Origin of the sequence: Gracilibacillus phocaeensis, from assembly GCF_900626275.1 — a bacterium.
GTDB classification, from domain to species: Bacteria; Bacillota; Bacilli; order Bacillales; family Amphibacillaceae; genus Gracilibacillus; species Gracilibacillus timonensis.
In genome coordinates, this window is record NZ_LR131144.1 from 1426250 (window position 1) to 1440781 (window position 14532).

A 14532-nucleotide genomic window follows, 5' to 3' on the forward strand; every position below is an offset into this window, starting at 1 on the left:
ACACGCCAAATAGGATTGGAATAGTTAGCCTCTGATAAATCTTAACATCTTTTCCATTCGTTGCTGCTTGCGTATCTTGTGATAATTCGAAAAGGGACAGCCTCCTTCTCGTACTCGTTCCAGCACGTTGCCAATCCTAAATAACGTCGGATCAAGATCTGCATTCACTTCGTGCCAATACAATGGTGTGGAGACGGTGGCTTCCTTGGTCATCCGCGGAGAATACGGCGCAATCAGTGTTTTATCCTTGCCATGCTGGACATAATCTATATATAAACAATTCTTTCGCTTCTTTTTTATTCTTTCGGTGGTAAAACTGTCGGGATATGCTTCTTCCATTGTTTTCGCAATCGACATCGTTAAGAGCCCCGCTTCATCGTATGTCATACTACCTTCTTCTATCGGAATATATACTTGTAAACCTTTATTCCCTGATGTTTTCACGAAGGAAACAAGCTCTAAGTCATCTAATAATGATTTTATGATGTTGGCAGCTTTTACTGCCATTTGAAAATGATTCCGACTGGGTGGGTCCAGATCAAAGGCTATTTCCACTGGACTCTCTTTGCCCACTTTTTGAAATGGGATATGATATTCGATTGCCCCATGATTGGCCAGCCATATCAATTCCTCTAAATGATGGCATACCATATCCGTACCATTAGCCGATAAATCATCTGGCGCATAATCAGGCGGATTTTTTTGAAAAAAAGATTCCTGATCCACCCCATTGGGACATCGAATGATCGTTAGTGCCCGATCGCTCAGAAATGGTAGCAGCCAAGGGGAAACTTCTCTCAAATAGACCAGTAAATCTGTTTTTGTATAGTGATTAGGCCAGAGATCCTTTTCCACATTAGTGATGTCAATAGAGGCAGGTAATTGAGCCATGTCCAATCGCAGTTTATTCCAAGTACAATCCTCGTTAGAGACGGAAGGATCGATTTGCTTAAAATGAGGCTCTCTTAACTCACCACCATATAAATCTAATGTATGAATATTGCCAGTAATCGCAGGCGGCAATTGGTATATCCCGTTTTCTAATTCACCTTTTTCTTTAAAAAATGCTTGAACCATACGAATAGAATCTTCAGGGCCACGTTTACATGTTCCAATATCGATGAATTGATCGTTATCACGTACCTTCACGGTAAAATAGTCATTACTGGGATTGTACGCTGTTACGATTCCTTGAATTTCTCTCCAGTTTTTAATTTTGAACCAATCATGATGGTCCTTCCCTCTTTGATACATGCTTTTTTTCCTCTTAGCTATCGTTCCCTCACTTTGTGAAGCAAAGACTACTTTTTGCACCTCTGTCATAGATGTAAAAGTCGCCACATAGCTTAAAAAAGTATGATCGGGAATGAGCTGCAATAGCTGCTGGAGCATTTCTTTTCGCAGGGATAACGTATCTTGACGAACATCATCTCCATTTATTTCTAACAAATCAAATACCATAAATGTTGCTGGTCTTTGTTTTGCCTGTTTTACGATTCGATCCGTATTTCGCATCCTACCTCGAACTTGTATTTGAGCGAAATTAGCTTGATACGTATGGTTTAAGATAACTAGCTCACCATCTACTACCAAAGGCAGTTTGTTGCTGACATAAGTGTGATTAGCCTTACACCAATCGATTATCTCCGGAAATTGTTTGGACATATCACGATCATTCTTGCTTACCAGCCTAATATTTTCATTTTCCCATATTAATTTACAGCGAAAACCATCATACTTGACTTCATACAGCCATTCATCACCTGTTGGTATATCGGTTCTTTCTATTGGTTTCATCCAGTCCATTTGTCATCACCTCTCTTAAGTAGAGTGCCTTCTTTTGTTTGATTTACTACCTTTGCATAAAAAACATACAAAGCAGCAAAATAAGCTCAAAAAAGGAAGTGTACTGATGCATACCATGTGGAAAGGAACGATAAGCTTCGGCCTGGTCAATATCCCAGTAAAAATGCATGCCGCAACGGAAAATAAGGATATTAAACTGCGACAGCTGCATAAAAAATGCAAAACACCGATCAAATATGAAAAAACATGTCCTCATTGTGAAGAAGAAATTAAAAATGATGATATTGTAAAAGCCTACGAATACGCAAACAATAAGTTTGTGATTTTAGACGACGAAGAGTTAGAGGCGCTTAAACAGGAGCAAGCAGATAAAGCAGTAGAAATCATCGACTTTGTTCAATTACAAGATATTGATCCCATTTACTTTGAAAAAAGCTATTATTTATCTCCCAATGAAGGGGGAGCTAAGGCTTATGCCCTTTTGCGAGAAGCCTTAACAGATTCAGGAAAGATTGGCATTGCCAAAATGATGATTCGTTCCAAGGAACAGCTGGCCATTATCCGTGTATATAAAGACGCTATCGTCGTCGAAACCATTCATTATCCAGATGAAGTTCGTGCCATTTCCGACGTACCTAATCTGCCGGAGCAGGAGGATATAGGCAAAAAAGAATTAGACACCGCCACGTTGCTTATTGATCAATTAACCACCGAATTTGACCCAGAAAAATATCAGGATAATTACCGTACCGCACTTCTTGAATTGATTGAAGCAAAGAAAAATAAGGAAGAAGTGGAAATCGGAAGGGGAACGAAGCCAGCGCCAGATAATGTGGTCAACTTAATGGACGCACTGCAGGAATCATTGGATCGTGTAAAAAAGGACAAACCAAAGCCAAAGCAAGCAAAGAAAAAAACAACGACAAAAAAGAAGAAAGCTACTTCCTAAGTAAAATTGTTCAAAAAGACCAATTCATACAAGTTATCGAAAAAGCTTGTCAACTCAGATATGACTCGTTTATCACTTGGTGACTGGCTTTTTGAACAATCTTTTTCACGAAAAAATTATACCATATAAGCATTGATCATATAAAAAATCCTTCAACTTACCCGAATCTCCCATTTCATAAAAATCAGATAAAAGGGTATGAAATTCTTTTTTCCTGTTTCAATCAGTAATTTGTTGGCACAAATGTTGCTAGTTCTTTTATTACCATCCTAGAATAATTGTGAACGCATAGCCCAAACATCATATGAAAGAGCCCTGCAGCATCCAACACTTCCATACGATTGAATAAAAAGGATAAAATTCTAAATACTTAACATACATTTATTAAATTATTTCCATTCATGAATTCGTTCATTATTCCTCATAATAAATGATAAGGGGGGTATCTATCATGGGTGAAGGCAGCCAATTCAAAAGCGGAGACAAAGCTCCTAATAATGGAGTCTATATGGAAGTTGGTGAGACAGGCAGTAGTGTGGAAGATCCGCTTCAAATCTCCATGAAAGCTGGAGATACATTTCCAGAAACCAAAAACAAGGATCGCGTTTGGAAAAACAAACGCAGACAATCACGACAAAGTCCACAAAACAGTCGGCATACGTCTTAATCCAGCGAGAATGGGGGCTTCTTTTGCCCCCATTACCTTATGTTAGCATGGACGAAAAAGGTGCTTTGGCAAGGTAGATATAGTCAGGTTCTCCCTTTTCTTGAGGTACGGGAATTTCTTGTACTTCTGCGAAAGATTTTTTGAGTTTATGAACAAAATCTTGCGACGAATGAGCACTCCAAAAAGCTAATACGCCATTAACAGATAATAATCCGACCAATGAGCGAAGGGTATTCGCTTGGTATAAGTCCGCATTGGAGTTCGTTACTGTCCAGTCAGGTCCATTATCGATATCTAAGCAGATCACATCAAATCTATCTGTCGCTGTATTCATCCAGTCCAGCAAATCAGCTTGAATCAAATTCGTTCTCGCATCCGTTAAAGCATGGTTTGAAATGGTAGCAAGATGCGTACGGTTCCATTGAATAATAGCTTCTTCTATCTCAATCACGGTTACTCGAGCAACTTGTTTATGTCGCAATGCCTCGGCTAAAGAAAATCCAACTCCAAGGCCACCAATAAGTACATGTCGAGGGGCTTTTGTATTTTTTAATGCGGCACTTACTAAAAGCCTTTCCGATTCCCCATTATAGGTTGCCATTAAAAACGTCCCATTGCTTATGATTTCATAGTGACTGTCACGTTTTTGCAACTGTATATCCCCTCTGGGCGTCCGCACACGTTCTATAATATCAGGTGTTTGATCATACATTCTACACACATCCTTTATCACCACAATATGATTTTACCATTGGATAAAACACTTATTTAAGAAAGAGCAACAGCGATTACGCCAATCACCATAATCGCTGCAGCAATCATCCTTCTTCTTCCAAAATTCTCTTTAAAGAAAACTACTCCTAGTACCGCACCGATAAATATGCTTAATTCTCTTACCGGCGAAACATAACTCACTGGAGTCGTCACCATAGCTATTAGTATTAATATGTAAGCCAATGGATTTAAAATGCCTACACCAATTGTTTCCAACTTAAGGTATTTCCAATCTTGACGGATTTTCTGCCAATGCTTGTTAGCAAATGGAATCAGTAAAACCACCTGTCCCACAATACTGCCATAGCTTAGTAAGATGGGATGAATGACCGTCACGCTGACAATATACTTATCCAACAGCGAATAACTCGCAATCATACAACCGATCAACAGACCGTATAAAATCGCTGGCAGTACCGTTTTTTCTCGTAAAATTCGTAACCCGCCAGTGAATATAAACACACTGAACACAATGCAGAAAATCCCTAGTTTCCCAAGCCAATTCAGCTCTTCGTCTAATAGAAAAAATGCCGTAATGGCAATGATCATTGGACCAATTCCACGAGCGATCGGATAGACTAATGAAAAATCACCTATTCGATAACCCTTTTGTAAAGTTATAGCGTACAGCAAATGTAAGCAAGCACTAGCCAGAATAAGCCCTAGCTCCAACCAGCCAAATTTGATATCGACCACTACTATAACTATGATGACTAAGGGGCTGTAGATCACTGCACTTACTAACATATATAACCATACAAAAGAAGTCCCCCCGGATGATCTTTTCGCTAAAAAGTTCCATGTTGCATGGATAGTAGCAGAGATCACGACAAGGGTTAGTGCCCAAGTCGACATCTGATTGCCCCTCCTTTATCCCATAAACTGTCTTTTCCAGATTTAATTAGATAGTTGGTTCTGTATCCATCGCAGCCATTTTACTAACCATACCTATTCGTTCAATCCCGTCCACTCCATACTTTTGGTATATAATATTTTTTGAATGTCTTCATTATACGAAACGGGGGCAGTCTGTTCTACCTTATTATCTTTGAAAAATTTACCGCTAACACCTTTTATATCGTTAGAGGCAGCCAAATAAACAGACGTATCCGCACCTTGTTCCGGTGATTTTGAAAACAATTTCATTATCGGTCTCAGCATTTTTGGTGCCATTCGCGTGGCTTGAGGTGTGTAAATAAAGCCTGGATGTAACGCATTCATGGTAACACCACTGTTTTCTAATGCTTTACTCATGTAATAGGTCATCATAAGCACAGCCGTTTTTGCCGTTTTATACGCCTGCATTCCCGAATAGTTGGAAACTGTTTGGGTGACAGCATCTTTTGGTTGAAAATGTTTGTCTTGTACAATGGAGGCTACATTAACAATCCTGGCTGGCTCGGAAGCCTTTAATTTATTTAGCAACAATTGTGTCAATAAAAAAGGTGCCAAATAATTAACCGCAAACGTCATCTCAAATCCATCACTATTGACCTGATATTGCCCAAATACTCCACCGGCATTGTTGATGAGCGCGTCTAATGAAGGATACCCTTCCTCCACTTCTGCAGCTAGTTTTCTAATATCATGCTGGGAAGACAAATCAGCAACTAACAAATCAATGTTTCGGTTACCTGTAGTGTCCATGATATGCTGGCGCGCCTCTGCTCCCTTTTGCACATTTCTGCAGACCATGATGATGAGATGACCTTGTTTAGCTAAATGATTAGCCGTTGCGAATCCAATTCCTGAATTAGCGCCTGTGATCAACATCGTTTTTGTATCCATTTAATACTCACCTTCTTATTTTCGATCGATTAAGTAAAGTGGGCCCTTTTCAAAACCATAATGAATACTTCCATCTATATCTTATCGAGACAATACCTTCTGTGCAAGTCAGGTGTTCTGCACAATCTATATAACCATACATTTCCCACTCGAAATGCACTTCCTATAAGAAAAACGTCTTCAGCTGGAACATTGGCAAATGAATGATGTTAATTCTGCATGCTTTGATATAATCTAGCCAGCAAAGGGAAACCATATATATATCTTCTACTAAATCCCTTTCCGTCACATATACTGCTTATTCTCGATAAACAGCTTGTCTTTTACCGCCTAGGAACAGAACCCTTGTCTTTCCTGCCACGACGGTTGCCATACTAGGTAATACGGTTCCTACCAATACAATACACACGGAAAATAATAAAATCAGCCAATTACCTTCTTGAATAAAAGCAGCAATTCCAAGTCCACCCAAGGCACCTCCAAAAAGATACATAAAGGTAACCAGGAGAATAATTTTAAACGAAACTGGCATGATCCATATATGACCTTTCGTTAAACGATGTAGGTTGACCAATGGATCCATCTTTTTTCTAAACATGCGATTTAGAGAAGACAGTAGAAAAATAATCAATGCCATAATAAAGGCGACAATGATTACATTCATGTATTTCGGAATACCTATCTCAAAATAATTGGCAAGCGGACTTAAAGTACTGGCCATAATAGATGCTACAATCGTCCATAAAAACGGAGAAGATCCCACTTTATCCTTTACTGCTGGTGCTGTTAATTCTTTTACGATTTCTGGATTTTTGAGTTTATAGACGCGGTTAGGGAGCAGCCAGTAAAGAAAAGGACATAACATCTTCCAAAGGGACCCTCCTCCCATATCCAGAATATATTGCTCTCCTTTTATCGCAAGGACTCGATACCTTACATTTTTCGCCACGAGCCGTACGGTGCATTTCATTCCTTACTCCCCATTTCTTCTGTTGCTATATCGATTAAAAAGAAAAAACATACATCCGCTTAACAGTCTCAATAAACTGTAAGTGACGTATGCTTTTTCTATCTATTTCACATTTTTATATAATCAGCTTCTAGCATCATCATTTTAATCATGCTTTTTCTCAGACTGATCAAGGGTTATCGAGCTTGATGATTTGACCTTCTTCTGACGGTATAAATCATGGCTAGAAGCCCGCATAAATGACCATGCAAGTAAAACAATGATAAAGATTACTGGAAATCCTGCGACAATACTGGCGGTTTGTAATGCCTCCAGCCCTCCAATAAACATCAGAGCCATCGGTAGAATCATTAATACAAATGCCCAAAAGATTCGATGCCAACGCATTGGTTCCCCAGCAACAATTCGCCTTTGCGCAACGGAAGCTAAAATATAAGATGCCGAATCAAATGTTGTTGCTAAGAAAATAATCGCCAAGACGGTGAATACCGGAATAATCAACCATGAAATAGGTAATTGATCCAAAATCGCAATAATCGCTGCCGGCGCACCGTAATTATCCATAAAGCCAATCACATCAAACGAACCTGACAATTGTAGATAAAGCCCAAAATTTCCTAAAATCCCAAAGAATAACACACTACCTAGCGTACCGTATACTAACGTTCCCAGTATCATTTCTTTAATGGTACGTCCTCTAGATATTCTTGCCACAAACAATCCTACGAACGGGGCGTATACTACCCACCATGCCCAATAAAAAATCGTCCATGTCTCAGGAAAACCAGTTCCTTCTGTTCCTGGGATATTCGCAAGTGGTTCCAACCAAGTAGCCATATTGAAAAAGTTATTGGCAATCATACCAAGGCTTGTGAATGTCATTTCACTAATAAATAGGGTTGGACCAAAAATAAAGACAAAAATCAAGATGAAAAATACCAGCCAAATATTTAAATCACTTAGTACCTTGATTCCTTTATTAATCCCTGAATAAGAACTAATAGCGAAGATTGCCGTACAAATTAACATAATAACAGCTTGTAATCCCAGTGTTACTGGTATATTGGTAACATGATTAATCCCTTCCGCAATCATTGGTGTACCAAGTGCTAAAGTAGTACCGGCACCGCCAAGGAGACCAAAGATGAATAATACATCGACAAGTACTCCTAAAGGTCCATCGGCGTATTTTCCAATAACGGGTCTTGTCGCTTCACTAATTTTTAGCACAGGCTTTTTACGGACATAATAGAAATAGCCGATAGGCAATGCTGGTAAGGTATAGAAAGACCATGCAATCGGCCCCCAATGAAAGATCCCGTAACTCGCTGCCCAATTAATTGCTTCTTCTGATTCTGGAGTGATACCAAATGGAGGACCCTGGTAGTAATAAGCCCATTCAATCAGACCCCAATACAAGATACTGGAACCGATCCCGGCTGAGAAAAGCATCGCAGCCCATGAGAAGGTTTTAAATTCCTTTTTTGTTTCTCGACCTCCGAGCTTAATTTTACCACTTTTACTGAAAGCAACATAGAGTAGGAAGGTCAATACACCAATTCCCAACATTAAATAAAGAATCCCAAAATTCCCTGTTACAAATTCGTTGGCTTGACTGATAACTTCAGCTCCAGCTTCTGGAAATAGAATTAACGGAATAACAACACTAAGCAAAATAACTAATGAAAAAATAAAAGTTGGCCAATCGATTAACCGTTTGTTCATAAATTCCTCTCCTGTTCGTTTGATAGTCTTCCATTATGTACAGCTTGTTCAACATCACGGAAGAAAACAGATGATTATGCAAGCGTTTTTCACTTGCTTCCCTTATCGTCTGTAAACTCTATAGCTTTTATTCTGAGAACACTTTCATCCGTGTTTGTTGAAGGATGGTCTTCATTTATTCTTTCATTCGATGACAATACCATGCATTTGGTCTGGCTGCAGGGATCAGACCTTGTTACGAAAAAGATATCATTTCTTATGTTATACGTTAACTTGTTAATCGTCAAGTTTATTGGTTAATTTTTACTTTTATGGTTAAAACGTTATTTTATCGTGTTGACAATACGAAAAACCAGGCAACCCCCCGCCCGGTCCTTTATTACTATATAAGTTGAACGTATAAATGTAAAAAAAAAACCGAGTGACAGGCAAGTCTTTGCTCGCATTATTTCCAGATAATACCTTGTTTGACCCATTCGTGTGAATGACCATTCACACGCCTTTCAGCTCCTCTGAAAGGTAGCGGTATGAGAGATAACCAGAAAATAAATGCATTTATTCCTTGGTTATCTCCTCAAAGCGCGTAAATGGATCAAGAGCACCTATCCGATCCATGAGATACGATTGCATTTCACTTATATCATCAAAAGAACCGGCTGACTACGATAAGGAGGGACTATGTTAATTAAGTAGACTACTTTACGGAGTGATGAGTTTGATCGTTTTATCTGTGGATATGGTTTAGAGGCATTGTTATACACATATAATCTCTGAAAATAACGACTCGGCAACTTCCCCGCATCCGGCTTAACAAAAATCCGGTTTGTTCAAGACCAACATGGTGCTACACGAAAAAAGCCCCCCATTGTTTGGAGGCTTCTTCTCTGCTATCATTATTTTTGCATATTGAAATGATCAATGGTGTAACTATTGCCCTTGCATCTCTTCAAATTTATAAGATATACATGATAGCGCATATAACGACGCTGTTTCCGTACGCAAGATTCTTGGACCTAAGCGGACAGCAGAAAAACCAGACTGCTTTAATGCTTCTGCTTCTGCTTGACTGAAACCACCTTCTGGACCAATGCAAAGCAAAACGTTTTCCGCTTGTTTCAGCTTGGAGAGGTAATAATCAAATGTTTGTGAGTTAGAGGTACGCGTCTCTTCCTCATAAGCAAAAAGGCAGCAATCATACATGGAACGTCGATCAATTAATTGCTGAACAGATATCACCTCATCAACCGAGGGAATCACATTGCGGTGGGATTGCTCACTGGCTTCCTTCACAATTTTCCGCCATCTGTCTAGCTTTTTTACTACTTTTTTTTGATCCCATTTAGCTACGGAACGATCCGCTTGAAAAGGAATAAAGGAGGATGCACCTAGTTCGGTACCTTTTTGTAGAATGGTCTCCCACTTATCTCCCTTTGGTATTCCTTGAGCGATCGTCACAGATACGGGCAGTTCAACTGTCTCATTTAACCATTCTTTTACCCGCGCCTCAATAGTTTCATCTGTAATGGACATCACTTCACAAACGGCCGCTTGTCCATTGTTTTGGCTGGCAATAAATGATTCGCCTGGCTTCATACGCATCACATGCACGATATGATGAAAGTCTTCCCCATCAACGATAAGCGTTTGCTCTTGCCAATTATTCGCCTCAATAAAATAACGCTGCAACCTATACCCTACTTTCTTCAGGCTTTTGAGCGATTATGGAAATCCAATCTTCCATCTGGTTTACTTCTAAAATGATAAACCCTGCGTTTTCTAAGCCTTCTTTAACCGCCTGTTTTTTCTTCTGGATAATACCGGAAGTAATAAATAATCCGCCTGGTTTAAGCGTATTTATCGCATTTGTTTCAAAACGTAAGATGATCTCTGCCAGAATATTAGCGACAATCACATCTGCCTTTACCTGAACATGCTCTAATAAGTTATTCTGCTTAACCGTTACATTGTCCTGAACCTTGTTAACCTTTACGTTCAACCTTGTACTTTGAACAGCAACATCGTCCAAATCATAGGCATAAACATGGTTAGCACCTAACTGTACCGCAGCAATACTCAACACCCCTGAACCACAGCCTACATCGATGACGGTATCATCCTTTTCAACAAAACGCTCTAATGCCTGAACACTTAAAACCGTGGTCGGATGCGTCCCCGTACCAAAGGCCATACCAGGATCGAGTTCGATAATAAGCTCATCTGATGAAACAGGCTGATAATCTTCCCACGTTGGGGTGATGGTAAATCGCTCGGATATCTTGGCGGGTTTGTAGTATTTCTTCCACGCTGTTGCCCAATCCTCTTCATTAACTTCACTCATCGTGATTTTGTTTAGACCGATATCAATATCATAAAGCAGCAAATTGTTAATGGCTTGTTTAATCTCTGAAACGGTTTCCCCCAAAAAGCTGTTCACTGGTAAATACGCTTTTAGACGAACCCCTTCTTCTGAATAATCATCTGGGTTAAGATCATATATTTCACCATATTGACCTTCCCAGTCTCTCTCCAAATCTTGACGATCCTCAATCACCAATCCGCTAGCTCCTGCCTCATGAATAATATTAGATATCGGCTCAATCGCTTCATTTGTCGTATAGATACACAGCTCTGTCCACTTCAAGCAGATCAACTCACTTTACTTTTTATTTGCTACAGAACCGTCCAAAAGGTACAGCATAAAAGTCATGCTGCCCTTCTGATCGGATGAAGCTGGATCCTTTATTCTCCTTTAAATGCGCGTTTTACTCGCTGAAAAAAGCTATCTTCATGTTCATCAGTTGGCTGATTCCCACTAATTTCATTGAATTCTCGTAATAATTCTTTTTGCCGGTCACTTAAACTAGACGGAGTAATTACTCGTATTTGAACATGCTGATCACCATGACCATATCCTCGTACATTCGGAACCCCTTTTCCTTTTAATCGGAACGTTTTCCCTGTTTGTGTACCAGCTGGTATTTTTAATTTTACCTTGCCATGGACAGTCGGTACCTCAATCTCATCTCCAAGAGCTGCCTGTGCAAATGTAATCGGCATTTCACAGTAGATATTATCTCCCTCTCTTTGATAAAATTCATGTGGTTTCACTTGAATAACAACATATAAGTCACCTGCTGGACCACCGTTAATACCAGGTTCTCCTTGACCACCCACTCTGATTTGCTGACCATCATCAATACCTGCTGGGATGCTAATGTGGATTTTTTTGGATTTCTTCACTTTACCAGAACCATGGCATGTCGTACATTTGTCTTTAATGATTTTACCGGTACCTTGACAATAGTGGCATACACGACGGTTAACTACCCTGCCAAACGGCGTGTTCTGCTCTACATTTAACTGACCACTTCCATTACAATGACTACAGGTTTCTGGATGTGTACCAGGTTTGGCACCTGTTCCTTGACAGGTTTCACATTCTTCTTCTTTCGGAATATGAATATCGGTTTCTTTACCAAAAATAACGTCTTCAAACTCTAAGGTCATCGCATATTGTAAATCGTTACCCTGTTGTGGTGCGTTGGGATCGCGACGACGACCTCCACCGAAGAACATATCAAAAATATCTCCGAAGCCACCAAAATCTTCTCCACCGCCAAATCCGCCTTGGCTTTGTGGACCGGCATGACCGAACTGATCATATTGTGCCCGACTCTGATCATCACTTAATGCTTCATAAGCCTCTTTAGCCTCTTTAAACTTAGCGTCAGCACCTTCTTCCTTGTTCACATCTGGGTGATACTTCCTGGCAAGTTTTCGATAAGCCTTTTTTATTTCATCTTTTGAGGCATCTTTTGATACCCCTAATACCTCGTAGTAATCTCGTTTACTCACTGACAAATCACACTCCCGCTCATTGGTTGCATAAATCTTATCATAACATTGAATAATCATGATAAGCAACACTATTTGCTTTATTATCGCTAATATGGAAAAAGTCAAAGCCATTTACTGACTTTGACTTTTTCCTTTCTGTCTCAAATGGTGCTTACTTTTTATCCTCGTCATCAACTTCTTCATAGTCAGCGTCTACTACATCATCATTTGCCTGCTGATCTTGTCCTTCACCAGCACCACCTGCTTGTTGCTGCTGTTGCGCTGCTTGCTCATACAATTTTGTTGTTAAGGTTTGTACTTCTTGTTCTAAGGCTTCTTTCTTGGCTTTAATATCCTCTGTATCTTCACCTTCTAACGCCTGTTTTAATTCATCCTTGGCTGCTTCAGCTTTTTGTTTTTCATCATCGGAAACGTTGTCGCCCAAGTCTTTTAACGTCTTATCTGTTTGGAAAACCAATTGATCCGCTTCGTTACGAAGATCGATTTCCTCGCGGCGTTGCTTATCTGCCTCGGCATTCTCTTCGGCGTCTTTTACCATTTGTTCTACTTCTTCATCAGAAAGACCAGAAGAAGATTTAATCGTAATAGACTGTTCTTTGTTGGTACCTAAATCTTTGGCACGGACACTTACAATACCATTGGCATCAATATCAAAGGAAACTTCAATTTGTGGTACCCCTCTTGGTGCTGATGGGATATCTGCTAATTGAAAACGTCCTAATGTCTTGTTGTCAGCTGCCATTTCACGTTCCCCTTGCAACACGTGAATGTCTACTGCCGTTTGATTATCCGCTGCAGTGGAGAACACTTGGGAATGGCTCGTTGGGATCGTGGTATTACGTTCAATTAATTTCGTTGTAACACCGCCCATTGTTTCAATACCTAAAGAAAGTGGTGTGACATCTAATAAGAGTACGTCTTTTACATCACCTTGTAATACCCCGCCTTGAATGGCTGCACCTAGCGCAACCACTTCATCTGGGTTTACTCCTTTTGATGGCTCTTTGCCGATTTCTTTTTGAATCATTTCTTGTACGGCCGGGATACGAGTAGAACCACCCACAAGGATAACTTTATCAATTTGACTTGGAGAAAGATCCGCATCTTTTAATGCCTGGCGTGTTGGCCCCATCGTTTTTTCTACTAATCCAGCAGAAAGTTCATCAAATTTAGCACGTGTTACCGTCATTTCTAAGTGTAATGGACCCGCGTCTCCAGCAGTGATAAATGGCAAGGAGATTTGTGTCTGGGTCACACCTGATAAATCTTTTTTCGCTTTTTCTGCGGCATCTTTTAGACGTTGTACCGCCATCTTATCTTGGCTTAGATCAATACCGTTTTCTTTCTTAAACTCGGCAACCATATGATCGATGAGCACTTGGTCAAAATCATCCCCGCCTAAACGGTTATTCCCTGCAGAAGCAATTACTTCAAATGCTCCGTCACCGATATCTAAGATAGAAACATCAAAGGTACCGCCACCAAGGTCATATACTAAAATGGTTTGATCTTCTTCTGCTTTATCAATACCATATGCCAAGGACGCTGCCGTTGGTTCATTAATAATACGCTCTACTTCCAGACCAGCAATTTTACCGGCATCTTTTGTTGCTTGACGCTCCGCATCGTTAAAATAAGCTGGTACCGTAATAACGGCTTTTTCTACCGTATCGCCTAAATAGTCTTCAGCGTATGATTTTAAGTGCTGCAAGATGATCGCAGAAACTTCTTGAGGTGTATATTCTTTTCCTTCAATTTCCACTTTATAATCTGTACCCATATGGCGTTTGATCGATTGAATGGTATTTGGGTTGGTAATCGCTTGACGCTTGGCTACTTCCCCAATTTGGCGTTCACCGTTTTTAAACGATACGACAGAAGGTGTGGTACGGTTTCCTTCTGGATTAGGGATAACCTTTGATTCGCCACCTTCCATTACTGCTACACATGAGTTTGTTGTACCTAAGTCAATTCCTATAATTTTTGCCACTTTCA

General features: G+C 39.9%; 12 protein-coding genes. 2 read left to right on the forward strand and 10 right to left on the reverse strand.

The window, feature by feature from the left end; translation table 11 throughout:
• Window positions 1-24 precede the first annotated feature (24 nt).
• The gene (locus E0E32_RS14595; RefSeq protein WP_130860047.1) at window positions 25-1806 is read right to left on the reverse strand and encodes a DNA ligase D; all 1782 of its coding nucleotides are present in this window, start codon (window positions 1804-1806) and stop codon (window positions 25-27) included.
• Window positions 1807-1912: 106 nt separating this feature from the next.
• On the opposite strand from E0E32_RS14595, the gene ku reads away from it, so the two are divergent.
• Window positions 1913-2755: a non-homologous end joining protein Ku gene (gene ku, locus E0E32_RS14600; RefSeq protein WP_066194144.1), complete on the forward strand. Its 843-nt coding sequence runs from the start codon at window positions 1913-1915 to the stop codon at window positions 2753-2755.
• A gap of 451 nt (window positions 2756-3206) precedes the next feature.
• Complete coding sequence (locus tag E0E32_RS14610; protein ID WP_066194147.1) at window positions 3207-3422, forward strand: YjzC family protein; 216 nt, start codon at window positions 3207-3209, stop codon at window positions 3420-3422.
• A 37-nt stretch (window positions 3423-3459) separates the two neighbouring features.
• Here E0E32_RS14610 and E0E32_RS14615 read toward each other — a convergent pair whose 3' ends face one another.
• The 9 genes from E0E32_RS14615 to dnaK all read right to left on the reverse strand — a co-directional run bounded on the left by E0E32_RS14615 (window position 3460) and on the right by dnaK (window position 14527).
• A complete protein-coding gene (locus tag E0E32_RS14615; RefSeq protein ID WP_130860048.1) occupies window positions 3460-4134 on the reverse strand; it encodes a spermidine synthase in 675 nt (224 codons plus the stop codon).
• A gap of 56 nt (window positions 4135-4190) precedes the next feature.
• The gene (locus E0E32_RS14620; protein ID WP_130860049.1) at window positions 4191-5051 is read right to left on the reverse strand and encodes a DMT family transporter; all 861 of its coding nucleotides are present in this window, start codon (window positions 5049-5051) and stop codon (window positions 4191-4193) included.
• A 93-nt stretch (window positions 5052-5144) separates the two neighbouring features.
• Window positions 5145-5984 carry an SDR family oxidoreductase gene (locus tag E0E32_RS14625; RefSeq protein ID WP_130860050.1) on the reverse strand — a complete coding sequence of 280 codons (840 nt, stop codon included), beginning with the start codon at window positions 5982-5984 and terminating at the stop codon, window positions 5145-5147.
• Window positions 5985-6282: 298 nt separating this feature from the next.
• On the reverse strand, window positions 6283-6954 hold the full coding sequence (locus E0E32_RS14630) for a DUF443 family protein (protein ID WP_130860051.1): 672 nt from the start codon (window positions 6952-6954) through the stop codon (window positions 6283-6285).
• A 144-nt stretch (window positions 6955-7098) separates the two neighbouring features.
• A complete protein-coding gene (locus E0E32_RS14635) occupies window positions 7099-8679 on the reverse strand; it encodes a BCCT family transporter (RefSeq protein WP_130860052.1) in 1581 nt (526 codons plus the stop codon).
• 927 nt (window positions 8680-9606) lie between these two features.
• Window positions 9607-10365, reverse strand: a complete 759-nt coding sequence (locus tag E0E32_RS14640) for a 16S rRNA (uracil(1498)-N(3))-methyltransferase (protein WP_066194164.1) — start codon at window positions 10363-10365, stop codon at window positions 9607-9609.
• A 1-nt stretch (window position 10366) separates the two neighbouring features.
• Window positions 10367-11320 carry a 50S ribosomal protein L11 methyltransferase gene (gene prmA / locus E0E32_RS14645; protein ID WP_130860053.1) on the reverse strand — a complete coding sequence of 318 codons (954 nt, stop codon included), beginning with the start codon at window positions 11318-11320 and terminating at the stop codon, window positions 10367-10369.
• 98 nt (window positions 11321-11418) lie between these two features.
• Window positions 11419-12534 (reverse strand): molecular chaperone DnaJ, encoded by a 1116-nt coding sequence (dnaJ, locus tag E0E32_RS14650; RefSeq protein WP_066196591.1) that lies wholly within the window; start codon window positions 12532-12534, stop codon window positions 11419-11421.
• 154 nt (window positions 12535-12688) lie between these two features.
• Window positions 12689-14527: a molecular chaperone DnaK gene (dnaK, locus tag E0E32_RS14655; RefSeq protein ID WP_066194170.1), complete on the reverse strand. Its 1839-nt coding sequence runs from the start codon at window positions 14525-14527 to the stop codon at window positions 12689-12691.
• Window positions 14528-14532: the final 5 nt, after the last annotated feature.